Source organism: Methylobacterium sp. A54F (assembly GCF_053346035.1).
In genome coordinates, this window is the sequence record NZ_JBKFBF010000022.1 from 26,624 (window position 1) to 51,381 (window position 24,758).

The 24,758-nt window shown below is 72.9% G+C and carries 24 protein-coding genes and 1 pseudogene; 10 read left to right on the forward strand and 15 right to left on the reverse strand.

The window, feature by feature from the left end:
* Position 1: 1 nt before the first annotated feature.
* The 13 genes from ACLBXP_RS24160 to ACLBXP_RS24220 form a co-directional block, all read right to left on the reverse strand.
* Positions 2–1,768 carry a type I secretion system permease/ATPase gene (locus ACLBXP_RS24160; protein WP_447670381.1) on the reverse strand — a complete coding sequence of 589 codons (1,767 nt, stop codon included), beginning with the start codon at positions 1,766–1,768 and terminating at the stop codon, positions 2–4.
* A 233-nt stretch (positions 1,769–2,001) separates the two neighbouring features.
* Positions 2,002–3,159 carry a photosynthetic reaction center cytochrome PufC gene (gene pufC / locus ACLBXP_RS24165; protein ID WP_447670382.1) on the reverse strand — a complete coding sequence of 386 codons (1,158 nt, stop codon included), beginning with the start codon at positions 3,157–3,159 and terminating at the stop codon, positions 2,002–2,004.
* The gene (gene pufM, locus ACLBXP_RS24170) at positions 3,156–4,136 is read right to left on the reverse strand and encodes a photosynthetic reaction center subunit M (RefSeq protein WP_447670383.1); all 981 of its coding nucleotides are present in this window, start codon (positions 4,134–4,136) and stop codon (positions 3,156–3,158) included. Before pufM ends, pufC begins: the two co-directional genes overlap by 4 nt.
* Positions 4,137–4,152: 16 nt before the next feature.
* A complete protein-coding gene (gene pufL, locus ACLBXP_RS24175) occupies positions 4,153–4,977 on the reverse strand; it encodes a photosynthetic reaction center subunit L (RefSeq protein ID WP_447670384.1) in 825 nt (274 codons plus the stop codon).
* 106 nt (positions 4,978–5,083) lie between these two features.
* Complete coding sequence (gene pufA / locus ACLBXP_RS24180; protein WP_447670385.1) at positions 5,084–5,272, reverse strand: light-harvesting antenna LH1, alpha subunit; 189 nt, start codon at positions 5,270–5,272, stop codon at positions 5,084–5,086.
* Between the two features lie 10 nt (positions 5,273–5,282).
* Positions 5,283–5,510, reverse strand: coding sequence for a light-harvesting antenna LH1, beta subunit (gene pufB, locus ACLBXP_RS24185; RefSeq protein WP_447670386.1), 228 nt, complete (start codon positions 5,508–5,510; stop codon positions 5,283–5,285).
* A gap of 129 nt (positions 5,511–5,639) precedes the next feature.
* The gene (locus ACLBXP_RS24190; RefSeq protein WP_447670387.1) at positions 5,640–5,855 is read right to left on the reverse strand and encodes a hypothetical protein; all 216 of its coding nucleotides are present in this window, start codon (positions 5,853–5,855) and stop codon (positions 5,640–5,642) included.
* 122 nt (positions 5,856–5,977) lie between these two features.
* A complete protein-coding gene (gene bchZ / locus ACLBXP_RS24195) occupies positions 5,978–7,444 on the reverse strand; it encodes a chlorophyllide a reductase subunit Z (RefSeq protein ID WP_447670388.1) in 1,467 nt (488 codons plus the stop codon).
* A complete protein-coding gene (gene bchY / locus ACLBXP_RS24200; protein ID WP_447670389.1) occupies positions 7,444–9,063 on the reverse strand; it encodes a chlorophyllide a reductase subunit Y in 1,620 nt (539 codons plus the stop codon). The genes bchZ and bchY overlap by 1 nt, the downstream gene beginning before the upstream one ends.
* Positions 9,064–9,068: 5 nt before the next feature.
* Complete coding sequence (locus ACLBXP_RS24205) at positions 9,069–10,052, reverse strand: chlorophyllide a reductase iron protein subunit X (RefSeq protein ID WP_447670390.1); 984 nt, start codon at positions 10,050–10,052, stop codon at positions 9,069–9,071.
* Positions 10,049–10,987, reverse strand: a complete 939-nt coding sequence (gene bchC, locus ACLBXP_RS24210; RefSeq protein WP_447670391.1) for a chlorophyll synthesis pathway protein BchC — start codon at positions 10,985–10,987, stop codon at positions 10,049–10,051. Before bchC ends, ACLBXP_RS24205 begins: the two co-directional genes overlap by 4 nt.
* A 96-nt stretch (positions 10,988–11,083) precedes the next feature.
* Positions 11,084–12,256 (reverse strand): methyltransferase, encoded by a 1,173-nt coding sequence (locus ACLBXP_RS24215; RefSeq protein WP_447670405.1) that lies wholly within the window; start codon positions 12,254–12,256, stop codon positions 11,084–11,086.
* Positions 12,253–13,125: a polyprenyl synthetase family protein gene (locus tag ACLBXP_RS24220; protein WP_447670392.1), complete on the reverse strand. Its 873-nt coding sequence runs from the start codon at positions 13,123–13,125 to the stop codon at positions 12,253–12,255. The genes ACLBXP_RS24215 and ACLBXP_RS24220 overlap by 4 nt, the downstream gene beginning before the upstream one ends.
* A 110-nt stretch (positions 13,126–13,235) precedes the next feature.
* Between ACLBXP_RS24220 and crtD the strand changes: the two genes are divergently transcribed.
* Complete coding sequence (crtD, locus tag ACLBXP_RS24225) at positions 13,236–14,786, forward strand: 1-hydroxycarotenoid 3,4-desaturase CrtD (protein WP_447670393.1); 1,551 nt, start codon at positions 13,236–13,238, stop codon at positions 14,784–14,786.
* Positions 14,783–15,646, forward strand: coding sequence for a carotenoid 1,2-hydratase (locus tag ACLBXP_RS24230; protein ID WP_447670406.1), 864 nt, complete (start codon positions 14,783–14,785; stop codon positions 15,644–15,646). Before crtD ends, ACLBXP_RS24230 begins: the two co-directional genes overlap by 4 nt.
* Positions 15,647–16,140: 494 nt before the next feature.
* Here the strand turns inward: ACLBXP_RS24230 and ACLBXP_RS24235 are convergent, their stop codons facing one another.
* Positions 16,141–17,739, reverse strand: a complete 1,599-nt coding sequence (locus tag ACLBXP_RS24235) for a GMC oxidoreductase (RefSeq protein ID WP_447670394.1) — start codon at positions 17,737–17,739, stop codon at positions 16,141–16,143.
* Between the two features lie 203 nt (positions 17,740–17,942).
* Between ACLBXP_RS24235 and ACLBXP_RS24240 the strand changes: the two genes are divergently transcribed.
* The 6 genes from ACLBXP_RS24240 (at position 17,943) to ACLBXP_RS24265 (ending at position 22,840) form a co-directional block, all read left to right on the forward strand.
* Positions 17,943–18,410 (forward strand): DoxX family protein, encoded by a 468-nt coding sequence (locus ACLBXP_RS24240; protein ID WP_447670395.1) that lies wholly within the window; start codon positions 17,943–17,945, stop codon positions 18,408–18,410.
* A gap of 12 nt (positions 18,411–18,422) precedes the next feature.
* Positions 18,423–18,899, forward strand: a complete 477-nt coding sequence (locus ACLBXP_RS24245) for a cupin domain-containing protein (protein WP_447670396.1) — start codon at positions 18,423–18,425, stop codon at positions 18,897–18,899.
* A gap of 10 nt (positions 18,900–18,909) precedes the next feature.
* The gene (locus ACLBXP_RS24250; protein WP_447670397.1) at positions 18,910–19,812 is read left to right on the forward strand and encodes an SMP-30/gluconolactonase/LRE family protein; all 903 of its coding nucleotides are present in this window, start codon (positions 18,910–18,912) and stop codon (positions 19,810–19,812) included.
* The gene (locus ACLBXP_RS24255; RefSeq protein ID WP_447670398.1) at positions 19,809–20,726 is read left to right on the forward strand and encodes a VOC family protein; all 918 of its coding nucleotides are present in this window, start codon (positions 19,809–19,811) and stop codon (positions 20,724–20,726) included. Before ACLBXP_RS24250 ends, ACLBXP_RS24255 begins: the two co-directional genes overlap by 4 nt.
* 102 nt (positions 20,727–20,828) lie before the next feature.
* Positions 20,829–21,722 carry a prolipoprotein diacylglyceryl transferase gene (gene lgt, locus ACLBXP_RS24260; protein ID WP_447670399.1) on the forward strand — a complete coding sequence of 298 codons (894 nt, stop codon included), beginning with the start codon at positions 20,829–20,831 and terminating at the stop codon, positions 21,720–21,722.
* The gene (locus ACLBXP_RS24265) at positions 21,719–22,840 is read left to right on the forward strand and encodes a class I SAM-dependent methyltransferase (protein WP_447670400.1); all 1,122 of its coding nucleotides are present in this window, start codon (positions 21,719–21,721) and stop codon (positions 22,838–22,840) included. Before lgt ends, ACLBXP_RS24265 begins: the two co-directional genes overlap by 4 nt.
* A gap of 45 nt (positions 22,841–22,885) precedes the next feature.
* Here ACLBXP_RS24265 and ACLBXP_RS24270 read toward each other — a convergent pair whose 3' ends face one another.
* Complete coding sequence (locus ACLBXP_RS24270; protein ID WP_447670401.1) at positions 22,886–23,065, reverse strand: hypothetical protein; 180 nt, start codon at positions 23,063–23,065, stop codon at positions 22,886–22,888.
* Positions 23,066–23,224: 159 nt separating this feature from the next.
* Here ACLBXP_RS24270 and pgeF point away from each other — a divergent pair, with 159 nt between their 5' ends.
* Complete coding sequence (pgeF, locus tag ACLBXP_RS24275; RefSeq protein WP_447670402.1) at positions 23,225–23,995, forward strand: peptidoglycan editing factor PgeF; 771 nt, start codon at positions 23,225–23,227, stop codon at positions 23,993–23,995.
* 279 nt (positions 23,996–24,274) lie between these two features.
* A pseudogene (locus tag ACLBXP_RS24280) lies at positions 24,275–24,758 on the forward strand (porin family protein); the annotation flags it as partial.

Consider the following 24,758-nt stretch of genomic DNA (forward strand, 5'->3'; position numbering starts at 1 on the left):
CTCAGGCGCGCTCCTGCAGGTCGTCCCCCGCCGGAGCGAGGATCGGCGCGGGGACCGGGGCGGCGTCGGGGGCCGGGGCGGGGCGCAGGACGCGCCGGAGCACCTCGTCCTTGGGGCCGAAGGCCTGGACGCGGCCCTCCGCCATCACCAGCACGAGGTCCACCGCCGCCAGCGCGCTCGGGCGGTGGGCCACCACCACGCAGATGCCGCCGCGGCGGCGCACGCCGAGGATCGCCTGGGTGAGGGCGTTCTCGCCCTCGCTGTCGAGGTTGGCGTTCGGCTCGTCGAGGATCACCAGGAAGGGATCGCCGTAGAGGGCGCGGGCGAGACCGATGCGCTGGCGCTGGCCGGCGGAAAGGCCGGCGCCGCCCTCGCCCACCCGGGTGTCGTAGCCCTCGGGCAGGCGCAGGATCATCGCGTGGGCGCCGGCGGCCTGCGCCGCCGCGACCACCTGCGCGGGCGGGGCGTCCGGGCGGAAGCGGGCGATGTTCTCGGCGACCGTGCCGGCGAGAAGCTCCGCCTCCTGGGGCAGCAGCCCGAGATGGGGGGCGAGCGCGGCGCTCTCCCACTGGTCGAGGGAGGCCCCGTCGAGCCGGACCTTGCCGCGGGCGGCCGGCCAGATCCCCGCCAGCGCCCGGACGAGGCTCGACTTGCCGGAGGCCGAGGGGCCGATGACGCCGAGCCCCTGGCCCGCCGCGAGGGTCAGCGTCGTGTCCTGCACCACGAGGCGCTGGCTGCCGGGGGGCGCCACCGCCAGCCCCTCGACGGCGAGGGAGGCGACGGGAGCGGGCAGCGCGTGGCGGCTGCGCTCGGGCGGGTTGGCGGCGAGGGCCGCGTCGAGCCGGGCCCAGGCCTGGCGGGCCTGCACGAAGCTCTTCCAGTTGGCGATGGCGAGCTCCGCCGGCGCCAGCGCCCGCGAGACCAGGATCGAGGCCGCGATGATGATCCCGGCGCTGGCGACCCCCTGGATCACCAGCCAGGCGCCGATCGCCAGGGTGGCGGATTGCAGGGCGAGGCGGAACACCTTCGAGGCGGCCCCGAAGCCGCCCGCGGTGTCGGCGACGCGCTGCTGCGCCTCCCGGTAGGCGCCGTCGGCTGTGGCCCAGCGCCGGGCGAGCGTCCCGCGCAGGCCCAGCGCGTGCAGCACCTCGGCGTTGCGGCGGCCGGCCTCGGCGAGGCCGTTGCGGGACAGGCCGTGCCGGGTGGCGTCGCGGGCCCGCTCGCGCGTCGCGCGCTCCGTGGCGAGGGTGAGCACCGCCAGCACCGCCGCGCCCGCGAGCCCCGCGACGCCGATGAGCGGGTGGAACAGGAAGCAGATGGCGAGGTAGACCGGCATCCAGGGCAGGTCGAAGAAGGCGCCGGGCCCGGGGCCGCCCAGGAACGCCCGGATCTGGTCGAGGTCGCGCAGGGGCAGCAGGCCGTCGCCTGCGCCGGAGCCCGCTCCCCGGAGGGGCGCGCGCACGACGAGGTCGTAGACCCGGCCCCCCACCGCCTCGTCGAGGGCCGCGCCGATGCGCGCGAGGACGCGGGCCCGGATGGCCTCCAGGGCGCCCTGGAAGGCGTAGAGCACGAGGACGAGGATCGCGAGGCCGACGAGGGTCGGCACCGACCGGCTCGGGATGACCCGGTCGTAGACCTCGAGCATGAACAGGGAGCCGGTCAGGTAGAGCAGGTTCACGAGCCCGCTCATGGCCGCGACGCCCGCCAGCGCGCCCCGGCACGGCGCCAGCGCCGCCGTGAGCTCGGCCCTCTCACCAGCCCTGACCACGGCCCGTCGCCTCCCGCTCGGGGCCGGCTTCCGGTGGTCGGTCCCAGGCGTGAACTCTACCAGCAATTGCGGCGGGATTTAAGCCGGCGCCCGGGGACGGGCGGATGGACTTCCAAATAGTGTTGTCGCGACCCAAACCCCGCCCTCGTGCAGGTGATCCTGCCGGCGGCGGGGTCGGTCGGAACCTCGGGGGCCGCGGGCCCTCCGGAGAGGGTCCGCGGCCGTCGTCGGGCCTACTGGGGCGCCGCCGGGGCCGGAGCCGGCGTCGCGGGCGCCGGTGCGGGGGCAGCCGGTGCAGGGTTGGCCGGTGCGGCGGGGGCCGGCTGCGCGGGGTCCATCGGCGCCGGGGTCTGGGCGGCGCTGGCGGTCACCTTGGTCAGCTCCGGGTAGGTCTCCACCACGTGCGCGCCGCCCAGCGGCTTGCTGGCCCCGTTGTGGCAGGTGGCGCAGTTCATCTTCGGGGCGTCGCCCTTCGGGCCGAGGCGGTTCGCCGGGAAGGTCTCGGTGAGCGGCGTCATGTAGTCGGCGTTGAGGTCGCGCACCATCCGGATCGCGTGCCAGGCCAGCACCCGCTGCGGCGTGCTCTGGTCCCACTGCGCCACCGCGCGGGTGTTGTGGCAGTAGGTGCAGTTCACACCGAGCGATTCCGACATGCTGATCATCAGCCCGAAGGTCTTCTCCGCGTCCTGGATCGGCCGGCCCTTCGTTTCCGGCAGCGCCGTCGTGGCATTGACCCGGATCGCGCTCGCGGGCGTGTCCTTGTGGGCGTAGAAGTCGGTGTAAATGTTGTAGGGCAGCGAGCTCAGGCCCACGTCGGTGCTGGCGACGTTCTGGCCGTTGTTGCGGGAGATGAAGCCCGGGCTCGGCCCCGGCTTGTCGAACCAGATGTTGGCCGGCACCGGCTGGCCGCGGTGGCAGGTGTAGCAGGTCACCCCCGCCTCGCCGACGTGCTTCGTCTTCCAGTCGCTGTTGATGTGCTGGACCATCTGGATCATGCGGCGGGCGACGCGCTTCTGGTAGAGGCTGTCGTCGGCCATGTTCTCGGTGTTGTGGCAGTAGGTGCAGCCCTGCTCGGGCGAGACCCACTCGGTCATCGAGACCATCAGCCGGTTGAACTGCTCGGCGGAAAGGTCGCCGAGCACCTTGACGTTCTGGTAGACGGCCGAGGCCTTGTCGCCACCCGCGTCCACCGGGTCGGCGGGCGTCGGCGCCACGTTCGCGGCCTTCTTGGCCGCGATGTTGGCGCGGGTCTGCACGAGGTCCATGCCGGTGCCGCGGAAGCCGCCCTGGCGGCCGTCCACGGGCGGGCGCGTCCAGCCCGCGGTGCCGAGCATCGCCACCGTGAGGAACAGGGCGAGGACGCCTCCGACGACGGCGAGGAGCGTCTTCATGGGGTTCCTCCGGGGGCGAGGGTGGGATCGACGATGGGGCCGAAGACCTGCGGGTAGGCCGGGGCGACGCCGTGCTTGACCGCCCAGAGGTACCAGTTGTCGACGACGGTGCCGGTGAGCAGGATGCCGATGCCGCCGGTCAGCGTGGTCAGGACCGCGAACCAGTAGGCCCAGCGGTGGACCGATTCCATGGTGGCGTTGAAGCCCATGGTCCAGCGCCAGAACAGGGCGGCGCGCTCCGTGGCGGTGCCGCGGTCGACGATCTGGTCGATCTCGCGCTCGGCGCCGTACCGGGAGCAGGCCAGGATGGTGCCCCCATGCATCGCGAAGAGCAGCGTCGACCCGTAGAGGAAGACGATCGAGAGCATGTGGAACGGATTGTAGAACAGATTGCCGTACCGGAGCGAGAAGGCTGCGGTCCAATCAAGGTGCGGCAAGATGCCGAAGGGCACCGCCTCGCTCCACGAGCCCATCAGGATCGGCCGGATGAAGCCGAGGACGAGGTAGAGCCAGATCGCGCTGGCGAAGGCCCAGGGCACGTGCGTGCCGAGGCCGAGCGCCCGGGCGCGGCGGTAGAGGCGCACCCACCAGAGCAGGATCGAGGCGGTGAGGAAGAAGCCGGCGATCAGCCACCAGCCTCCCTCGGCGAGCGGCGGCAGGACCCGCAGGCCGTATTGCGGGCGTGGCGGCTCCAGCGCCAGCCAGGGGAGCTGGCGCACGAACTGGACGGGGTCCCAGTTCACCGAGGCCCACATGTTGAGCCCGATGATCTCGAAGGCGATGAGCCCGCAGGCGAAGGACAGGGTCCCGAGGTAGCCCGCGTAGATCGGGCCGACCTGCGCGTTGCCGATCAGGCCCATCAGGTAGCTGTGGAACGGCTTGCCGATGCGCGCGTCGCCCGAGGAGACCGGGACGCCCATCTCGGGGTCGACCGCGCGGACCTGAACCTGGGTCAGGATGTTCTGATAATATGCCATGGCGGTGCCCTCCCCTTCAGCGCCACACCGGGAGATTGAGCCACCAGCCCCACCATTCCGGCCAGCCCTGGGTCCAGAAGGGTCCGCTGATGACGATGCAGACGGCGCTCCAGAACCCCGCCGAGAGGGCCAGGAACAGGCCGAGCCGGTGGATGCCGAGCGTGCCGATCGAGTAGCCGATCGTGTCGCGGAAGAAGGTGTCCTCGTGCTCCGGCGTCCGCACCGTCTCGCCCGGCGTCGGGTTCGTCGCCGCGAGGATCAGGCCGCCGTGCATGGCCAGCGCCAGCGTCGTCGTGAAGAAGAACGTCACGGCGAGCATGTGGGCGGGATTGTAGTGGAAGTGCAGGTACTGGTAGCCCGTGTTCGAGACCCAATCGAGGTGGCTCAGGATCCCGTACGGGAAGCCGTAGCCCCAGGCGCCCATCAGGAAGGGCCGGATCACCACCAGGGTCACGTAGGCGAAGATCGCCACCGAGAAGGCGAACGGCACGTGGTAGCCGATGCCGAGCTTGCGGCAGATCTCCACCTCGCGCAGCGCCCAGGACGCGAAGGCCCCGATCGCGCAGAAGGTGATGAGCTGCCACAGCCCGCCCTCCTTCAGGGGCGCAAGCGCCAGGCCGTACTTGAGGTCCGGGGGCGCGATGTTGATCTGCCAGATGTTCCAGGTCGGCCCGATCGCGGCGCCGTAGAGGATCAGCGCGGTGCCCAGCACCGAGAAGAACAGCGTCGTGACGCCGAAGAAGCCGACGTAGAACGGCCCCACCCAGAAATCGAACAGGTCGCCGCCGACGAGCGTGCCGCCGCGGACGCGGTACTTCTTCTCGAAACTCAGCATCGCCATGGCGGTGGCCCTCCGGGCGCGAGACGTGGTTGGGCGAAGGGGTCCGGTTCGCCGCCGGGGGCGGGCGGGGGGATCCGGTCGCCCGGAGCCCTCCGCCCGTGCTGCGTCACGCCGGGGTCGGCGGCGCGATCTGCAGCGTGATCGCCGCGGCCTTCGGCGCCTTCGGGCCTTCCAGCCAGTTGAACCGGTCGGTGCTGAGCAGGATGAAGTGGATCAGCAGCGCCAGGACGAACAGGAAGGTGAAGAGCGCGACGAGGGTCCGCCGCGGATCGAACAGAAGCCAAACCTTGTGCATGTGCGCCTCCTCACGAGATCATCGAGACGAGGCCGTGGGCGGCCGTCGTGACGCTGTCGAGCATCGCGTAGCCCTTCGGCCCGGGCAGCCAGGGCCGCCACATCCACACCAGGATGTGGGCGACCACGGCGATCGCCGTGAAGATGATGAAGCTCGTCAGGAAGATCGCGTGGAACTCCTTGGCTTCGGGTTCCGTCAGCCCTGACAGGCTGCTCGGTCTCTCTACGCCGTTGACCATCGTTCAAACCTCCGCTTCGCTGGCCGCGCCCTCGGGCGCGGCGGGTGTCGCCGTGGCTGTCCGCCCGCCACGGCAGGACTTCCACCCGTGTCATCGGACGGAAGCATCTCGGATCGCTCGGCGCCCCGCTCAGCCCATGAAGGCGAAGGGGATCGCGGAGATCGCCATGGCGCGGGCCTCCCCGAAGACGGAGCGGCGGGCGCCGAGGGCGGGCCGCGCGGCGGCCGCCGGCATCAGGCGCTGCGCCACCGCGGCGGCGAGGAAGAAGGGGTAGGTCGCGGCCAGGATCACCCGGAACTCGAAGCCCTCCCGGTGAAGGCGCGACGTCGCTTCCATCGAACGCATGGGTCTCTTCTCCTGCTGGCGCGCACCCGCGGGCGCGGCCGGAACGCGGGCTTCTGAGGGGCGGGCGGGGGCGCGCACGGACCCGCGGGCGGGGCCGGGCGTCGGGATCGAGAGCGCGGCGCTCATGCGGCGGCTCCGAGCGTCACGCCCGAATGGGCGCGGGCGAGGTGGGGCGGCTCGACCCGCTCGGCGCCGAGGCTGCGGGCCTCGCGCTCGGCGGCGTCCCGCAGGCGCTTGGCCAGCGAGATCCGCACGAGCACGGGGGCGCGCTCGACGAGCTCCGCGAGGTCGGCCTGCGCGGTCTCCGCCCAGGGCAGCTCGCGGTGGAGCCGGGCCGGGGTCGCCTCCACCGCATCCATGTCGCGGGCGAGCGGCAGAATGTGGAAGAGCGCGTCGAACAGCGCGTTGCAGACCTCCTGCACGAGGTAGGTCGCCCCCGAGTAGCCCATGAACGGTGTGCCGGTGTGGCGCCGGACGATGGCGCCCGGGAAGGAGGCGGGCACGAAGGCCGCGCGGGCGCCGGCCTCCGCGGCGTACATCCGCTCGTTGAAGGAGCCGAACAGCACGAGGGGCGGCCGCTCGGCGATGGCGGCGCGCACCATCGCGTTGTCGGGCTTCGCCCCGGCCTTGCGCCCGAACGCGAAGCTGCAGGGCAGCCCCATCTCGTCCTCGAGGAAGTGGCGCACGCCTCGGGCGTAGGTGTCGGTGGCGACGATCCCGAAGCTCGCCGTGCCGAAGAAGTCCTGCGTGACCGAGCGCCAGAGGTCCCAGACCGGCTTGATCGTGGTGTGCCGCTCCCGCTCGATGAACGGCTCGGGGTCGAGGCCGAGGATCTCGCCGAGGGTGCGCAGGAACTTGGTCGTCGAGAGCACGCCGATCGGCGCCTGCAGGTAGGGCCGCTCCAGGTCCTCGCAGAGCAGGCGACCGAACTCGCGGTAGAGGCAGATGTTGGCGTCCGCGTTCACGAGGCGCGGCACGTCGGCGAGGTGTGCGCCGAGGGGGAAGCAGAGGTTCACCTCCGCGCCGATGCCCTCCACGAGGCGGCGGATCTCGGCGAGGTCGGAGGCCAGGTTGAAGGTGCCGTAGGCCGGGCCCAGGATGTTGACCCGCGGCCGCTCGCCGGGCTTGCGCTCGGGGCGGGCCGGGATGCCCTTCTTGGCGAAGCGCTTCGCGCCGTATTCCTGCCAGAGCCAGCGCATCGCCCGGTCGGCGGCCTGCCACTGGTCCTCGTCGATGGTGCGGGGCAGGAAGCGCTGGAGGTTGGTGCCCTCCGGTGTCACGCCGCCGCCGATCATCTCGGCGATGGAACCCGTGATGACGACGCTCGGCTGGGCCGGGTCGAGGGTGGCGTGCGCCCGCTTCATGGCGCCCTCGGTGCCGTGCCGCCCGAGCTCCTCCTCGGCGAGTCCCGTGACGACGATCGGCAGCTCGTGGGGCGGCAGCGCGTCGGTGTAGTGGAGGACCGAGGTGACGGGCAGGTTCTCGCAGCCGACGGGGCCGTCGATGACGACCTGCAGGCCCTTGATCGCCGTGAAGACGTAGGCCGCGCCCCAGTAGCCCCCGGCCCGGTCGTGATCGAGGACGAGCATCAGGCCATCTCCCCGATCGGATCGTGGGCGTGCTTCCCGGCAGTCTTCGGGGCGGGGCTCTGGGGGGCCTTGCGGGCCTTCGGCACGTCCTCCCAGATGCCGGCCGCGTGGCCCTGCCCGACGCCCTCGAAGAAGGCCTTCATGGCATCGAAGCGGCCGCGGTTGGCGATGGCGCCGTTCACCACCTGTGCGAGGGAGCCCGCGCCCGCCACCCCCATCAGGGGGCGCGCCGAGATCAGGTTGGTGAAGTAGAGGGCCGGGGTGCCGGCCTCCTTGGCCTTCTGCACCACCGGCGTGGTGCCGATGGCGAGGTCCGGCCGGAACTCGGCCAGCGCCGCGAGGTCGTCCTCGAGGGAGGCCCGGTAGCGCACCTGCACGCCGCGGGACTCGAGCCAGTCGAGGTCCGCCTCGGAATGCGCCGTGCGCGGGCAGGCGGTGCCGACGTAGCGGAGGTCCGCCCCGCTCTCCACGAGGAGACGGCCGACCAGCAGCTCCGAGCCCTCGTAGCCCGACAGGGTGATCCGCCCGCGGATCGGCGCGGCGGCGAGCGCTCCGCGGATCGGGGGCAGCAGCCGGTTCTTGGCGCCCTCGACGGTGGCGCGGGGGACGCCGCAGGCCTCGCCGATCCGGTCGAGCCACTCGGCGGTGCCGTCGTGGCCGACCGGCGCGGAGCCGACGACCGGGCGGCCCGCCGCCGCGAACTCCCGCAGCGACGCGGTGTAGAACGGGTGGATCGCCGCCACGGCCGCGGCGTCGAGGGCGGCGTAGAGCTCGCGCCACTCCCGCGTCGGCACCACGGGGCCGGCATCGAGGCCCATCGCGCCGAGCATCCCGCCGATCACCACGGGGTCGGCCGGGAACATCTCGCCGAGGAGCGTCACGGTGGGGCGGCCGGAGCGGGCCTGGCGGGGCGCCGCGACGGGGCCGAGCTCGGCCTCCGTGCGGGCGACCTTCAGCATGGCGCCGGCGAGCACGTCCTTGGCCTCGGCATGGGTCGGCACCCCGAAGCCGGGCACGTCGATGCCGATGATGCGCACGCCGTCGATCTGCTTCGGCAGCAGCCTGAGGGGCACGCCGGAGGCGGTGGGCACGCACAGGTTGATCACCACCACCGCGTCGTAATCCTGGGGCCGCGCGGTCTCGTGGACGGCGTCGCGGATGTCCTCGAACAGCTTGCCGGTGACGAGGGTCTCGGAGTTGAAGGGCACGTAGCCGACGCTGCGCTTCGCTCCGTAGAAGTGCGACGTGAAGGTGAGGCCGTAGACGCAGCAGGCGGAGCCCGAGAGGATCGTCGCCGTGCGCCGCATGCGCAGGCCGACCCGGAGCGAGCCGAAGGCCGGGCACATGCTCTGCGGCTGGTCGTGGGGGCCCGCCGGGTAGTCGCGGGCGAGCTCCGCCAGGGTCTCGCTCATGCCCGCGGCCTCGGCGGCCTGGCGCAGCTTGTCCTTGCCGGCGTGGCAGCCGAGCCCGTCGCCCTGGGTCGCGGCGAGGTCGACGCTCCCGGCCGCGCCTGCCAGAGCCTCCGAGGAGGCCTGCTCGGGGGCCTGCTCGGCCTGGAGGGCCGAGGCCGGCTTCTCCCGGCGGGCGCGCAGGTCCTTGATGTCGAGCGTGACGGCCATGCGCGTCAGACCTCGTCGTAGACGACTTCGAGGGACGGCTTGGCGACCATCGAGGCGCCGCACATGTCCTCGATGGTGGCCGGCTCCAGCACGACGCTGCGGCCCACCGCCTCGCCCTTGAACAGGCCGAGCAGGCCGTCCTGGGTCAGCGGCGCCGGCTGGTGCGGCTGCGCCTCGGCGACGTTGCGGGCGAGGTCCGAGAAGAGCGGGCCCCAGCGGCCGTCCGGCCGGCCGATGATCTCGTAGTTCGCGCTCTTGCGGCGGATGTCCTCGTCGGCTGGGATCGAGGCGAGCACCGGGATGCCGACGCTCTCGGCGAAGGCCGCGGCCTCGCCGGTGCCGTCGTCCTTGTTGATGACGAGGCCGCCGACGCCGACGTTGCCGCCGAGCTTGCGGAAGTACTCCACCGCCGAGCAGACGTTGTTGGCGACGTAGAGCGACTGCAGGTCGTTCGAGCCGACGACGATGACCTTCTGGCACATGTCCCGGGCGATCGGCAGGCCGAAGCCGCCGCAGACCACGTCGCCGAGGAAGTCGAGCAGGACGTAGTCGAAGCCCCACTCGTGGAAGCCGAGCTTCTCCAGGAGCTCGAAGCCGTGGATGATGCCGCGCCCGCCGCAGCCGCGCCCGACCTCCGGCCCGCCGAGCTCCATCGCGTAGACGCCGTCGCGCTTGAAGCAGACGTCCCCGATGGCGACCTGCTCGCCCGCGAGCTTCCGCTTGGTCGAGGTCTCGATGATGGTCGGGCAGGCCCGGCCGCCGAACAGCAGCGAGGTGGTGTCGCTCTTCGGGTCGCAGCCGATCAGCAGCACCTTCTTGCCCTGCTGGGCCATCATGTAGCTGAGGTTCGCGAGCGTGAACGACTTGCCGATGCCGCCCTTGCCGTAGATCGCGATGATCTGCGTCTCCTTGGCGCCCGTGGTGGGCACCGGGTCGGGGCCTTGAGCCGCCTCGGCGCGGAGCGCCGCGCCGGTGAGGTGCATGTTCATGGGGCGGCCCTCCAGTCGAGGATCATCTTCAGGCACTCCGGGTCTCCGAAGGCCGTGCGATAGGCCTGCCCCGCCTCGGCCGCGGGGCGGCGGTGCGTGATCAGGCCGTCGAGCGAGAGGGCGCCGCGCTCGATCAGGGCGGTGACGGCCGCGAGGTCGCCGGGCCGGAACTCGGCCGAGACCCGCAGGCGGGCCTCCCGCAGGAAGGCGGGCGGGAAGGCGAAGGAGAGCGGCGCCTCGTAGAAGCCCGCCAGCACGATCTCGCCCCCCGGGGCGAGACGCCCGATGAGGGTGTCGAGGAGGCCGGAATCGCCGCTGACGTCGGTGATCACCGCGTAGTCGCGCCGCTCGTCGGTCTCGGGCGCCACGACCGGGTAGCCGAAGGAGCCCCGGGCCCGCACGGCGTTGGTCTCCCAGACGGTGGGCGCGCCGCCGGCCAGGATCGAGAGGCGGGCGAGGAGCCGCCCGAGCACGCCGTGGCCGACGATGAGGCTGCGCTCGCCCGGGGTGATGCCCGAGAGCGCGTGGTAGGCGGTGGCGGCGAGCGCGATCAGGATCGCCCGCTCGCCGAGGCCGTCCGGCACCGGCACCAGCCGGTCGGCCGGCACCACGAGGTGGGAGGCGGCGCCGCCGAACAGGCCGCGCACCTCGCCGAAGCAGCGGGCGCCCGGCACGAATACCGTCTGGCCCACGGTGAGCCCCGTGGAGGGACGCGCCTGGATCACGGTGCCGACCGACTCGTAGCCCGGCACCAGCGGATAGCCCATGCCGGGGAAGCTCGGCATGCGGCCGGACCAGAGCAGGCGCTCGGTGCCGGTGGAAATCCCGCTCCAGGTGACAGCCACCACCGCGTCGGTCTCGGCGGCCGGCGTCAGCGTCAGGCGGTTGAGCGCCAGATGCTCGGGTCTTTCGAGAACGACAGCGAGCGTATCCATCTGACCCGATGCCTTTCCGCCCTGCGGCTCTCTCTGGAGACTCGTTATCGTCATCGTAGAATGACACTAGGAAGCGTCAAGTAAAATTTACACAGGTTACAGTGGACGGTTCGCGGTGATCAGCCCGGTGAGGAGCGGCCGCCGCGTCGCCCGGGCCCGCGGCTCCGCGAAACCCGCCAGCCGGAGCAGGGCGGCGACCTCGTCGAACCGGCGCGGGCGCCCGCTGCCCATGGCGAGAAGGTAGAAGCCGAAATAGGCGTCGCCGATCGGCTCAGCGCCCGGCGTGCCGGCCAGGGGCTCGGCGATCAGCAGCGTGCCGCCGGGGGGGAGCGCCGCGCGGGCGGCGCGCAGGATGGCGAGGGCGCGCTCGTCCCCGTGGTCGTGCAGGACCCGCACCAGGGAGACGACGTCCGCCCCCCGCGGGAGCGCGCCGTCGAGGAAGCTGCCGCCGTGGCAGGTGACCCGCGGCCCGAGGCCGAGGGCGGCGAGGCGCGCCTCGGCCCGCGCTGCCACGGGGGCGAGGTCGAGGAGCATCAGCCGCAGGGCCGGGGCACGCCGGGCCGCGGCCTCCACGAAGGCGCCCTCGCCGCCGCCGAGGTCGAGCAGGCAGGCGTGGCGGGCGAGCGGGTAGGCGTCGAGCACGTCCTCGGCGATGAGCGCCTGCGAGGCGCGCATCAGGCCGCTGTAGGCCGCGACCGAGCCGGGCGCGACCGCGGCGGGATCGGCGGCCTCCGCGTAGGGCCAGTAGGCGGAGAGCCGCGTCGGCCCGCCCTCGCCCCGCAGCAGCGCCACGGGGTCGCGCAGGTCGTCGTAGAGCATCGCGTGGTGCTCGATCATCGCCGCGACGGAGGGGTTGCCGAGGAGCGCCGCGCCGAGGTCGGCCAGCGCGTAGCGCCCGTCGGCCAAGTGCCGGACGAGGTCGAGCGATGCGGCGGCCCGCAGGAGGCACTCCGCCCGCTCGGGCGCGAGGCGCAGGCGCGGGGCGAGGTCCGCCGCGCAGGCCGGGCCGGCCTCCAGGATGCGGAACAGGTCGAGCCGGACGCAAGCCTGCAGCACCTGCGCGTAGACGAAGCCCGCGCACAGGTCGAACAGGGCGCGGGTGTTGCGCCGGGCGATGCCGCGCGTGAGCGGGAACCCCGCCGCCCAGCGCTGGAAGCCCGGGCTCGCCACCCGCGCGTTGCGGAAGGCGAGCCAGCGCTCGCGCCAGCCGCGGCGCGGGGCGGGGCCGGGCTCCGCGGCGAGCCCGGCCCCGGTGGCGGGCCCGGTCAGGCGAGCACCTCCTGGCCGAGGCTCTTCGGCAGGAACAGCCGCGTCTGGGCCGCGATCTCGGCCCGCAGGGCGTCGCCGCCGCGGCAGGCGGGAATCACCTCGATGGCCTCGCGGGCGAGGCGGCGCAGCCGCTCCAGGGCGCCCCCGGTCCCGAGGAGGAGGGCCGCGTTCGGCCGCCCGAGGGTGGCGTCGCGCCCCGCCGGCTTGCCGATCTCCTCCTGGCGGCAGGCCACGTCGCGCAGGTCGTCGGCGACCTGGTAGGCCTCGCCGAGGCACTCCCCGAGGAGCCGCCACGGCAGGGGCGAGGCGCCGGCCGCGACCGCTCCCGCCACGGTCGCGGCGGCGAACAGGGCCCCGGTCTTGGCCTGCTGGTAGTTCGAGAGCGCCACCTCCGGCTCCGATTCCCAGGCCTGCCCCGCCACGATGCCGGCGGGCGAGCCGGCCGCGCGGGCGACGAGGCCGATCAGGGCGGCGAGGCGCTGCGGGCTGCGAGCCGCGCCCCGCGCCAGGGTCTCGAAGCTGAGCACGATCAGCGCGTCGCCGGTGAGCACGGCCAGCGGCTCGCCGAAGGCGACGTGGACCGCGGGCTTCTGCCGGCGCGTCTCGGCGTCGTCGAAGCAGGGCAGGTCGTCGTGGACGAGGGAGGCGCAGTGAAGGAGCTCGATCGCGGCCGCGGCGGCGTCCGCGGCGGCCGGGTCGTCGTCGCCGCAGGCGGCCGCCACGGCGAGGCAGAGGCGGGGCCGGATCCGGTGGCCGCCGGGGAAGACCGCGTAGCGGATCGCCTCCGCGAGGCGGGGCGGCGCACCCGGCGCCTCCGCGTGAGCCACCGCGACGTCGAGCGTGCGTTCGATGCGGCCGCCGGCATCCATGGTCACCTCCCGATATGTCGTTTCGAGTTGTCAAACTCGACTGTCATCTATTATTGACACTTGTCGCGGTGGAGCGCAACGCCGCGCCGGTGGCGTTCGAAGGGGAAGCCGTGGCGGTTCCGGGAGCCGAGCGGGTCGTGGTGATCGGCGCCGGCATCGCCGGCCTCGTGGCCGCCCTGCGGCTCGCCCATGCGGGCCTCGACGTCACCGTGCTGGAGCGCGCCGCCGCCCCCGGCGGCAAGATGCGCGCGGTCCCGGTCGGGGATCATCGCATCGAGGCCGGCCCCACCGTCTTCACGATGCGCTGGGTGCTCGACGAGATCTTCGCCGAGGCCGGCACCAGCCTCGATGCGCATGTCGGCCTGCGCCCCGCCCGCATCCTCGCCCGCCACGCCTGGGACGGGACCGGCCACCTCGACCTCCACGCGGACATCGAGGCGTCGGTGGCTGCCATCGCGGCCTTCGCGGGCCCGCGCGAGGCGGAGGGCTACCGGCGCTTCTGCGCCCGCGCTGCGGAGGTCTACCGGACGCTGGAGGGGCCCTTCATCCGCGGCGACCGGCCGAGCCCGGTGGAGCTCGGGCGGCGCGTCGGCCTCGGCGGCCTCGGCGGGCTCATGCGGATCCAGCCCTTCGCGACCCTCTGGGGGGCGCTCGGCGAGTATTTCCGCGATCCGCGCCTGCGCCAGCTCTTCGGGCGCTACGCCACCTATTGCGGCTCCTCGCCGTTCTCGGCCCCCGCGACTCTGATGCTCGTCGCCCACGTGGAGCAGGCCGGCGTCTGGATGATCGACGGGGGGCTCAGCCGCCTCGCGGGCGCCGTCGCGGACCTCGCGAGCGCGAAGGGCGCGCGGCTGCGCTACGGCAGCCACGCCGCGCGCATCCTAGTCGAGGGTGGGCGGGTCGCCGGCGTGATGACGGCGGACGGCGAGCGCATCCCGGCCGAGCACGTCGTCGCCAACGCCGACGTGGCGGCGCTCGCCGCGGGGCTGTTCGGCCCGGAGGCCGCGCGGGCCGCCGATCCGGTGTCCCCGGCCGAGCGCTCCCTCTCGGCGGTGACGGTCTGCCTCGCCGCGCGGCCCGCGGGCTTCCCGCTGGTGCGCCACAACGTGTTCTTCTCGGCCGATTACCGCGCCGAGTTCGAGGCGATCCGCCGCGGCGGGCTGCCGCCGGACCCCACCGTCTACGTCTGCGCGCAGGATCGGGGCGATGCCGCGGAGGCGGCCATGGCCCCCGAGCGCCTGCTCTGCCTCGTCAACGCCCCCGCCCGGGGCGAGCGGCCGCTGACGCCCCAGGAGATCGGCACATGCGAGACTACGATGCGGCGGCGGCTCGAGGCCTGCGGCTTGTCCCTGGCGGCGGAGCCCGGGGGGGTGACGACGACCCCGGCGGAGTTCGAGGGCCTGTTCCCGGCGACGGGGGGCGCCCTCTACGGCCGGGCGTCGCAGGGCTGGAGCGCGACCTTCAAGCGGGCGGGGGCGCGGACGCGGCTGCCGGGGCTCTACCTCGCGGGGGGCAGCGTGCATCCGGGCCCGGGGGTGCCGATGGCGGCGCAGTCGGGGCGGATCGCGGCGGATTGCCTGATGGCGGCGCTGAGCGCGCGCCCCACTTCGACACGCCGGTGGGCCGCGGCGGCTATGCCTGGTGGTACGTCGACGCGCTGAGCGCGGACGGGCAGCACGGCCTCACCATCATCGCCTTCATCGGCAGCGTGTTCTCGCCCTACTACGCCTGGGACCCCGCCCAGGACCCGTTCGCGCACTGCGCCATGAACGTGGTGCTCTACGGCGCCCGGGGCCGCTTCTGCATGACGGAGCGGGACGGCCGCTCCCTCTCGCGGGACGCGCACCACATCGCCATCGGGCCGAGCGCGATGGCGTGGGACGGCACAACCCTCACCATCCGCCTCGACGAGGTCGGCGCGCCCCTGCCGCGCCGGGTCCGCGGCACCGTGCGGCTGCACCCCCCGGGCATCACCGGCGGCCCGTTCCACCTCGATGCCGGGGGCGGCCACCGCTGGTGGCCGATGGCGCCCTCCTCGCCGGTCGAGGTGGCGCTGAGCGAGCCCGCCCTGTCCTGGTCGGGCACTGCCTACTTCGACACCAACCACGGCGACCGCCGCCTGGAGGAGGATTTTTCGGACTGGAGCTGGTGCCGCGCGGACCTGCCGGACGGCGCCGCCATCCTCTACGACGTGCGCCGCCGCGACGGCTCGGGCCAGAACCTGTCGCTGCGCTTCGACCGCTCGGGCGCCCGTCGCGACATCCGCCCGCCGCTCGCCGCCGCGGTTCCGCCCACCGGCCTCTGGCGCATGCGCCGCCCGACCCGGAGCGACGACGGCCGCGCGCGGGTGCTGCGCACCTTCGAGGACACGCCGTTCTACAGCCGCTCGCTCCTGGCCGCGACGCTCGGCGGCGAGCCCGTGCAGGCCATGCACGAGAGCCTCTCCCTCGACCGCTTCCGCAACCCGCTGGTGCGCCTGATGCTGCCCTTCCGGATGCCCCGCCGCCCGGCACGCGTGTGAGGGGGCGGTCTCCGGAGGGTTCGGAGATTCCTGGAGGCCTCCTTCGAGGCTTCGCTCCGCTTCGCACCTCAGGATGAGGTGAGTGAGTTGGGGAAAGGACGGCTTCTCCCACCCTCCCACCTCATCCTGAGGCGCCCCCGCAGGGGGCCTCGAAGGAGGCCTCCAGGGATCGCGCGGGAGCTGGAGCTCTCCTTCGAGGCTTCGCTTCGCTTCGCACCTCAGGATGAGGTGAGTGGGTTGGGGAAAGGACGGGTTCTCCCACCCTCCCGCCTCATCCTGAGGTGCCCCCGTCAGGGGGCCTCGAAGGAGGTCTCCAGGGATCGCGCGGGAGCTGGAGCCCTCCTTCGAGGCTGCGCTGCGCTCCGCACCTCAGGATGAGGCGAGTGGGTTGGGGAAAGGACGGGTTCTCCCACCCTCCCACCTCATCCTGAGGCGCCCCCGTCAGGGGGCCTCGAAGGAGGCCTCCAGGGATCGCCGAGCCTTCCGGCGTCGCCCTATCGCAGCCGCTCCTCCAGGTGCGCGGCCACCCGCAGCGCGTTGGCGACGATGGTCAGCGTCGGGTTCACGGCGCCGATCGAGGGGAAGAAGCTCGCATCCGTCACGTAGAGGTTGTCGAGCTCGTGGGCCTTGCAGTTCAGATCGAGGACGCTCGCCCTCGGATCGGTGCCGAAGCGCAGGGTCCCAGCCTGGTGCGCGGTGCCCGAGAGCGGGATGTTCTTGCCGAGGTAGAGCGAGCGCTCGAACAGGTAGGTGTAGGCGCCGCCCGGCTCCAGCAGTTCGGAGAGCTTGCCGCGCAGCCGGTCGTGGGCCTCGCGGTTGTTCTGCTCGATGTCGAGGACGGTGCGGCCGTCCCGGTCGATGAAGACGCGGTTGTCGGGGTGGGGCAGATCCTCGCTCTGCAGCCAGAAGTCCATGGAGTGGCGCGCCACGAGGTTGAAGGGCGCGTCGGGCAGGAAACCCGTCCATTTCGGGAACTCCTCGCCGCGGATCTGGTCCGGGTGCGTCTTGGCGCACATCTGGATCAGCCCCATCGGGTACTCCCAGTCCTTTGACTCGAAGTAGAAGTCCGAGAGCGCGAGCGTCTTCTGGAAGACGGTGTCGTTCACCTCCTTCGAGAGCGCCATCAGCACCGACATGTTGTGGCGCATGTAGTTGCGCCCCACCTGGTCCGAGCCGTTGGCCAGCCCGTTCGGGTGCGCGGCGCTGGCCGAGCGCAGGAACAGCAGCGCCGACGACAGTGCGCCGCAGGCCACCACCACGATGTCGGCCGAGTAGCGCTCCTCCCGGCCCTCACGGGTGACGTGCACCCCCGTCACCGTGCGCCCCGCCGGGTCGGTCTCCAGGCGCGAGACGTAGGCGTTCACGAGGAGCGTCACGGTGTCGTGCCGGGCGAGCGTCGGGTCGACGGTCATCACCTGCGCGTCCGCCTTGCCGTTGAGGAGGCACGGGAAGCCGTCGAAGGCGTCGCACCGGATGCAGATGCTCGTCGGCGTCGGGCGCCCGTCGCGCTCGTCGAGCTTGATCCCGAGCGGCAGGTGGAACGGGTTCAGGCCGAGTCGGGTCCAGTCGTCGGAGAGCTTCTGGATGCGCGGCTCGTGGCTCACCGCCGGGTGGTCGTAGGGGCCGCTCGACCAGGGCTCGCCCGGATCCTCGCCGCGGGTGCCGTGCACCGCGAAGAGCCGCTCGGCCTCGGCGTAGAAGGGCTCGAACGCGGCGTAGGAGACCGGCCAGGCCGGGGAGATCCCGTCGACGTGGCGCACCGCCTCGAAGTCGCGCTCGCGCAGGCGGAACAGGGCCGCGCCGTAGACCTTCGAGTTCCCGCCCACGTAGTAGTGGAGCGCCGGGCTGAAGGGCTTCCCGTCGCCCCCGTACCAGGTCTCCCGGGCCTGGTAGGCCCCGTCCACGAACACCGTCCTGGCGTTCCAGTTGTCCTGCGAGCGGGGCAGGTAGTCGCCGCGCTCCAGGAGCAGGATGCGCTTGCCGGTGCGGGCGAGGCGGCTGGTCAGCGAGCCGCCGCCCGGCCCCGAGCCGATGACGATGACGTCGTAGTGGTCGTGAGCCGCCTGAGTCTGGGCCATATGATCCTCGGCCATCGGAAAATCCTCGGCGGCATCCGGCACGATGTGCGTGCGCCAACGTGAGGCCGCCGCCGCCGTTCCGCGTTGCACAACTCACAGGATCGTGCCGTGTTGTCCGGCGGGTGGCGCAACCCCCGGTGCGGCCGGGCGTTGCCGCCGCGGGCATCGCCCGAGGCGCCCGCCCGATGCCCGGGACGCACGAAGGACGCACCGTACCGATGAGCTGGCTCGACCTCGCGGCGGTGCCGCTCCTCGCCAAGATCTGCCTCGTCTGCATGTTCCCGCTGAGTGCCTACGACAAGGTCGTTCACTGGGACGAGGCGATGCAGCAGGCCGCCTCCGGGCCGCTGCCGTTCCCCGCCCTGCTCCTCGTCCTCGGCATCGTCGTGGAGGCGGCGACGCCGGTGATGATCGTGTTCGGCTGGTGGGACCGGGCCGCGGCCTTCGTGCTCGCGGGCTTCTGCGCGGTCACGGCCGTGCTGTTCCACCGCTTCTGGGAGTACCCGCGCTTCTGGTCGCGCGCCGGCGAGGGCCGCGCCCACTTCTGGGACTTCTTCAAGAACTTCGGCCTCGTGGGCGGGCTTCTCCTCGTGGTGATCGGCGGCGCCTACGCGCCGGCCGGCGAGGTCGTCGCCCACCCCCTCTCCACGGGGCCGCAGGCGGCGCCGGCCGCCACCGTCCGATAGGAGGACTGCACCATGCCGAACGCGGAAGGCGATGCCGGCGGGACGCCCGCCGAGAAACCCACCATGCCCTACTGGCACGTCTACACCGACCCGGAGGGAGTGAGCCGGCAGGCCCGCTTCACGCTCACGGACTTCGCGCTCGCGGGCATCAACCCGGAGGTCGCGCCGCAATGGAACGACAGGCAGGACCCCGCGCAGGCGGGCGTCACCTTCACGGTGCTGCCCGTCGGCTGGGTCGGCGACTGGCACGAGAACCCGAAGCCGCAATGGATCGCGGTGCTCACCGGCCGCTGGTTCGTGGAGACCATGGACGGGACCCGCGTCGAGATGGGGCCCGGCGAGCTGATGTTCGGCGAGGACCAGAACACCCGGGTGCGCGACGGGCGGAAGGGCCACCTCTCGGGCACGGTCGGGGACGTGCCCTGCACGATGATGGTGGTCGGCCTCGACGTGACGCCGACCGTCGACCGGCCCGGCCGCTTCACCTGAGGATCGCGGCATGGACGGGTTCGAGATCTGCGACCCGCGCTTCCGGCATCTGGTCCTGCCGAACGCGCCGCTCGAGCGGCTGGCGGAGGGGTTCCGCTGGTGCGAGGGGCCGGTCTGGTTCGGCGACCGCGACGAGCTGCTGTTCTCCGACCTGCCGAACAACCGGGTGATGCGCTGGAGCGAGCACGGCGGCCTCACGGTCTTCCGGGAGGGCGGCGCCTTCGAGAACGGGCATGCCCGCGACCGGCAGGGCCGCCTCCTCTCCTGCGCCCACCGCGGCCGGCACATCGCCAGGACCGAGCTCGACGGCACCGTCACGGTGCTGGCGGACCGCTACGAGGGCCGGCGGCTCAACTCCCCGAACGACATCGTCTGCAAGTCGGACGGCACGATCTGGTTCACCGACCCGCCCTACGGCATCCAGACGGACTACGAGGGCGGCAAGCAGGAATCCGAGTTGCCGGCGCGGGTCTACCGGTTCGACCCCCGGGACGGCTCGCTGCGGATCGTCGCCGACGACTTCGCGGGCCCGAACGGCCTCGCCTTCTCGCCGGACGAGCGCCGCCTCTACATCGCCGAGAGCGGCCTGCAGTTCGCGCAGGCCCCGGTGCAGCACATCCGCGCCTTCGCCGTCGCGGAGGACGGGCGCCTCTCCGGCGGGGCGGTGTTCCACACCGTCGAGCCCGGCTTCGCCGACGGCTTCCGGGTGGACGAGGACGGCCGGGTCTGGTCGAGCGCTGGCGACGGCGTGCACTGCATCGACCCCGGGGGCGGGCTGATCGGCAAGATCCGCGTGCCCGCCACGGTCTCGAACCTCGCCTTCGGCGGGCGCCACCTCAGCCGGCTCTTCCTGTGCGCCTCCCACACCCTCTACGCCATCTACGTCAACGTGCGCGGGGCGCGGCTCCTGTGAGCCGGCCGCTCGCCCAGGCCGTCGTCGCGGTGAGCCGCACGGTCGCCGACCTCGCCCGCACGGAGGCGTTCTACCGCGACGGCCTCGGCTTCACGGCGCTCGGCGGCCCCGAGCCGGTGCCGCCGCCGGTGCTGCAGGCGCTCGGCCTGCCCGGCGCCCGGGCCGTGCGCCTGCGGATGCGCCTCGGCGGCCAGATGCTGGCGTTCCTGGCCTTCGATCCGCCGGGTGCCCCCTACCCCGAGGGACCGCTCGCCACGGACCCGTTCTTCCAGCACGTCGCGATTCCGGTGCGCGACATGGCCGCCGCGGCGGCGCAACTTGCCCGTGTGTCGCCGGGCCGGATCAGCACGGGCGGCCCGGAGGTCCTGCCCCCCGCCTCCGGCGGCGTCACCGCCTTCAAGTTCCGCGACCCCGACGGGCACCCGGTGGAACTGATCCACTTCCCCGGCGGCCCCCCGGCCGAGACCTGGCGGGACCATCCCGGCCTGTTCCTCGGGATCGACCATTCCGCCATCACGGTGACGGACGTCGACGCGGCGCTGAGGTTCTTCGGTGACGTCCTCGGATTCCGCGTCGTTCAGCGCGGTCTCAACCGCGGGCCCGAGCAGGCGCGGCTCGACGGCGTGCCGGACACCCTCGTGGACGTCGTCGGACTGCGGCCGGACACGCGCCGGACACCGCACCTCGAACTGCTGCATTACCGCAGCCCCGGGACGTCCCGCCCGAGCCCGTCGCCCTACGGCCCCCGCGACCGCGCCACCTCCCGCCTCGTCCTCGCCGTACGCGACGTGGATGCGGCCGCCGCGGCGATCGCCCATGCCGGCTACCCGGTGCACCGCTCCGAGGCCGGCGCCGTCGCCTACGCGGAGGGCCCGGACGGCCACGGCCTCCTCCTGCTGCCCCCGGTCGGCTGAGCGTCCGCCACGCCGCCGCCCCCTTTCGCCGATACCCGGCCCGCCTTGACGCCGGCGCCGTCCGGCGTGCAATGCGCCCTCCCCTGTCCCGAGGCCGTGCCCATGCCGCCGCTCCTCGCCCTGCCGTTCCCGGCGATCGATCCCGTGGCCGTCGCCATCGGCCCGATCACCATCAAGTGGTACGCGCTGGCCTACATCGTCGGCCTCGTCGGCGGCTGGTACTACGCCCGACGCCTCGTCGCGGACGACCGGCTCTGGGGCGTCGTGCGCCGCCCACGCCTCGCCGACATCGACGACCTCATCGTCTGGGTGGCGCTGGGCGTCGTCCTGGGCGGGCGCCTCGGCTACGTGCTGTTCTACAATCTGCCGCTCTACCTCAGCGACCCGCTCGAGATCTTCGCGATCCGCAATGGCGGCATGTCCTTCCACGGCGGCTTCCTGGGCGCGATCCTGGCGATGCTGATCTTCGCGCGGGCCCGCGGCCTCAACGGCTACACGCTCCTCGACCTCGGTGCCGTGGTGGTGCCGATCGGGCTGTTCTTCGGCCGCATCGCCAACTTCGTGAACGGCGAGCTCTGGGGTCGCGTGGCGCCGGACTTCCCCTACGCGGTGGTCTTCCCGACGGGCGGCCCCCTGCCCCGCCACCCGAGCCAGCTCTACGAGGCCGCGACCGAGGGCCTGCTGCTCTTCATCGTGATGGCGCTCTGCGCGCGCCGCTTCGGCTTCCGCAAGCCGGGGCTGCTCGGCGGCATCTTCGTGCTCGGCTACGCCCTCACCCGGACGTTCTGCGAGCTCTTCCGCGAGCCCGACCGGCAGCTCGGCTTCCTGTTCGGCGAGCATCTCGGCCCCCTCGGGGGCGGCGTCACCATGGGCATGCTGCTCTGCCTGCCGATGGCCCTCGTCGGGCTCACCTACATCGTGCTCGCCGCCCGCGGGGTGACGCGGCCGCGCCGGCCCATCGAGGAGGCGCCCGAGGGCGAGGCTGTGAAGGCGTGAACCCGCTCGGGGTCGAGATCGCGACGCTGATCCGCGAGACCGGGCCGATCGGCATCGACCGCTACATGGCGCTGTGCCTCGGACACCCGGTCCACGGCTACTACCGCACGCGCGATCCCCTCGGCGCGCGGGGGGACTTCACGACGGCGCCCGAGATCAGCCAGATGTTCGGCGAACTGATCGGCATCTGGGTCGCTGCGGTCACCGCGATGATGGGCGTGCCGGCACGGCTGAATCTCCTGGAGCTCGGGCCCGGCCGCGGCACCCTGATGAGCGATGCGCTGCGCGCGCTCCGCGTCGCGGCGCGTGACACGGCGTTCGACCTGCACCTCGTCGAGACGAGCCCGATCCTTCGGGCCGCGCAGGCGCAAGCCCTCGCGGCGTCCGCGCCCCACTGGCACACGAGCCCCGAGACCTTGCCGGACGGCCCGATGCTCGTCGTCGCCAACGAGTTCATTGACTGCCTGCCGGTGCGCCAGTTCGCCCGGCGCGGCGGACTCTGGTTCGAGCGCGTCGTCGGCCTCGACGCCGAGGGGCGCCTGACCTTCGGCCTCGCCCCCGAGCCGACCCGAGCCCTGACTGCGGAGGCACCGGAGGGCGTGCTGATGACGCTTCCGGGGGCCGCCCTCGACCTGACACGGCGGCTCGCCGCGCAGGTCGCGGCCCGGGGCGGCGCGATGCTGCTCATCGACTACGGTCACGCGACGCCGGGTTTCGGGGACACGCTCCAGGCGCTCTCGCGACACCGCTTCGCGGATCCGCTCGCCGCGCCGGGCGAGGCGGATCTCACCGTGCACGTCGACTTCCCGGCGCTGGCACGCGCGGCGACCGGTGCCGGCGCTGTCGTGCAGGGCCCGGTCGAGCAGCGCGATTTCCTGTTCGCCCTCGGGCTCCGGGAGCGGGCAGCGCGCCTCAAGGCGGGCGCCGGCCCGGAGCAAAGCGCGGCGATCGACGCGGCCGTCGCACGTTTGACGTCCGAACACGTTGGGGATCCAGAGGGAGCTGCCGCGATCGACGCGGTGCGGCCCGGTACCGGCATGGGCCGCCTGTTCAAGGTGATGGCGGTGAGCGCGCCGGGCCTCGGCGCGCTCCCGGGTTTCGCACCCGCCGCCGGCTGAGCAGGGCGCCTGGATCCGGCGTCCTACTGGCCGCAACGGCCCACGTCAGCCCGCGAAAGTGCCGAAGCCCTGGCCGGCGGCGGTCGGTGTCGACGCGGTCGGCTTCTGCGACTCGGAGCCTGGCCGCATCTCCCGGCTGCCGGTGCCGGGCTGCGGGGCGCCGCCGCGGTCGGGTTCGGGGACCGAGGGCCAGATCGGACGGTCGGGCTTGATCGTCTGCGGCATCGGACTGCCTCCTATGCATGGATCCGGCGCGTGCCGGGATGAGCGGATTTCAGAATTCGCGCCCCCGCCTCCGGGTTCCAGTCACGCGCGAGCATGGTTCGCCGTCGCTTCGGGCCGGCGGTTCCGCTATCGCTCGCCGCGTTTCACCAGGAGCCCGCCATGTTCATCGAAGCGCCGGAACTCAGCTCCCACGCCTACCTGCGGCACGCCTTCTTCACGCGCGAGGGCGGCGTCTCGCAGGGGCTCTACGCGAGCCTGAACGGCGGGCTCGGCTCCGGCGACGCGCCGGACGACATCGTCGCGAACCGGGCTCGCATGACGGCGCAGCTCGGTCTGCCGGACACCCATCTCGTCAGCCTCTATCAGGTGCATTCGGCGGATGTCGTGGTGGTGGAGGCGCCGTTCCCCCTGGCCGAGCGACCGAAGGCCGACGGCATGGTGACACGTGTGCCCGGCCTCGCGCTCGGCATCGCCACCGCCGATTGCGGGCCGATCCTGTTCGCGGATCCCGAGAACCGCGTCGTCGGCGCGGCGCACGCGGGCTGGAAGGGGGCGCTCGGAGGCGTCGTCGAGGCTACCGTCGCCGCCATGGAGAGCCTCGGCGCGGAGCGGCGCCGGATTGTCGCCGTGCTGGGCCCGACGATCGCGCAGGCGGCCTACGAGGTCGGGCCGGACTTCCTGGCCCGGTTCCGGCAGGAGGTGCCGGAGGCCGAGCGGTTCCTGGCGCCGGGCACCCGCGAGGGTCACGCCCAGTTCGATCTGCCGGGCTTCATCCTGGGCCGCCTCGCCGAGGCCGGCATCGCGGAGGCCACGAGCCTCGGCCTGTGCACCTACGCAGATCCGGAACGCTTCTACAGCTACCGGCGCAGCACCCACCGGGCCGAACCCGATTACGGGCGGCTGATTTCCGCCATCGCGCTCGCGCCGTGAGCGCCACATTTCGGCAAGCCCCCTGCGACAACTTGTCATTAACCATGAGGCCGAAAAAGCGTGGCCGTAACTGAACCTTGGCCGTTCGTTCGCGTTTTGAAGGTCAGGTAGCCAGGGGAGCATTAAGGCGATCGACGCCATAAAGGGGCCGCGTTCGATGCGGTCGGCGTGGTCGCCCTGCAACAACATCTCAGGGACTGCTGACCTAGAACGGGGAACTCGTACGGGCCTGAAGCCGAAACGGCCTGCCCGTACTCGTGAGTTGAAGAGGACCAGACCATGAAAGCCATTCTTCGCGCCGCGACCGCTGTCGCCGGTGTCGCCTTCGCCGGCAGCGCCTTTGCGGCGGATCTTCCGCGCCGCGCCGCGCCGCCGCCGGTGTTCCAGCCGGTGCCGGTGTTCACCTGGACGGGCTTCTACGCCGGTTTCAACGCCGGCTACGGCTTCGGCACTCAGGACGACCGCGCCCCGACCGTGATCGGCGTGCCCGCCGGCGCCACCACCGCCGGCAGCCTGTTCCGCACCGCCGCCGGCGCCCCGGCCGCGGGCGTCGTCGCCTTCGGCAACCGCAACAACAACGAGGGCTTCGTCGGCGGTGGCCAGATCGGCTACAACTACCAGTTCACCCCGGGCTCGGGCGTGGTGATCGGCGTCGAGGCCGACGCGCAGTACGTCGACTTCGGGCGCAACCGCAACCGCTTCGCCTTCGCCACGGTGGCGGGCGGCGGCGTGAACCCCGGCGCGCTGGTGTTCAACCCCAACG

Excerpts from the sequence above, each read along its gene's own strand:
- ACLBXP_RS24235 (WP_447670394.1), bottom strand. The coding sequence starts at position 17,739 with ATGGCCGAGGATCATATGGCCCAGACTCAGGCGGCTCACGACCACTAC.
- pufC (WP_447670382.1), bottom strand. The coding sequence starts at position 3,159 with ATGAAGACGCTCCTCGCCGTCGTCGGAGGCGTCCTCGCCCTGTTCCTC.
- pufB (WP_447670386.1), bottom strand. The coding sequence starts at position 5,510 with ATGGTCAACGGCGTAGAGAGACCGAGCAGCCTGTCAGGGCTGACGGAA.
- ACLBXP_RS24205 (WP_447670390.1), bottom strand. The coding sequence starts at position 10,052 with ATGAACATGCACCTCACCGGCGCGGCGCTCCGCGCCGAGGCGGCTCAA.
- pgeF (WP_447670402.1), top strand. The coding sequence starts at position 23,225 with ATGTTCATCGAAGCGCCGGAACTCAGCTCCCACGCCTACCTGCGGCAC.
- ACLBXP_RS24190 (WP_447670387.1), bottom strand. The coding sequence starts at position 5,855 with ATGCGTTCGATGGAAGCGACGTCGCGCCTTCACCGGGAGGGCTTCGAG.
- bchY (WP_447670389.1), bottom strand. The coding sequence starts at position 9,063 with ATGGCCGTCACGCTCGACATCAAGGACCTGCGCGCCCGCCGGGAGAAG.
- ACLBXP_RS24220 (WP_447670392.1), bottom strand. The coding sequence starts at position 13,125 with ATGGATGCCGGCGGCCGCATCGAACGCACGCTCGACGTCGCGGTGGCT.
- bchC (WP_447670391.1), bottom strand. The coding sequence starts at position 10,987 with ATGGATACGCTCGCTGTCGTTCTCGAAAGACCCGAGCATCTGGCGCTC.
- pufL (WP_447670384.1), bottom strand. The coding sequence starts at position 4,977 with ATGGCGATGCTGAGTTTCGAGAAGAAGTACCGCGTCCGCGGCGGCACG.
- pufM (WP_447670383.1), bottom strand. The coding sequence starts at position 4,136 with ATGGCATATTATCAGAACATCCTGACCCAGGTTCAGGTCCGCGCGGTC.
- ACLBXP_RS24240 (WP_447670395.1), top strand. The coding sequence starts at position 17,943 with ATGAGCTGGCTCGACCTCGCGGCGGTGCCGCTCCTCGCCAAGATCTGC.
- pufA (WP_447670385.1), bottom strand. The coding sequence starts at position 5,272 with ATGCACAAGGTTTGGCTTCTGTTCGATCCGCGGCGGACCCTCGTCGCG.
- ACLBXP_RS24250 (WP_447670397.1), top strand. The coding sequence starts at position 18,910 with ATGGACGGGTTCGAGATCTGCGACCCGCGCTTCCGGCATCTGGTCCTG.
- ACLBXP_RS24245 (WP_447670396.1), top strand. The coding sequence starts at position 18,423 with ATGCCGAACGCGGAAGGCGATGCCGGCGGGACGCCCGCCGAGAAACCC.
- ACLBXP_RS24270 (WP_447670401.1), bottom strand. The coding sequence starts at position 23,065 with ATGCCGCAGACGATCAAGCCCGACCGTCCGATCTGGCCCTCGGTCCCC.
- lgt (WP_447670399.1), top strand. The coding sequence starts at position 20,829 with ATGCCGCCGCTCCTCGCCCTGCCGTTCCCGGCGATCGATCCCGTGGCC.
- bchZ (WP_447670388.1), bottom strand. The coding sequence starts at position 7,444 with ATGCTCGTCCTCGATCACGACCGGGCCGGGGGCTACTGGGGCGCGGCC.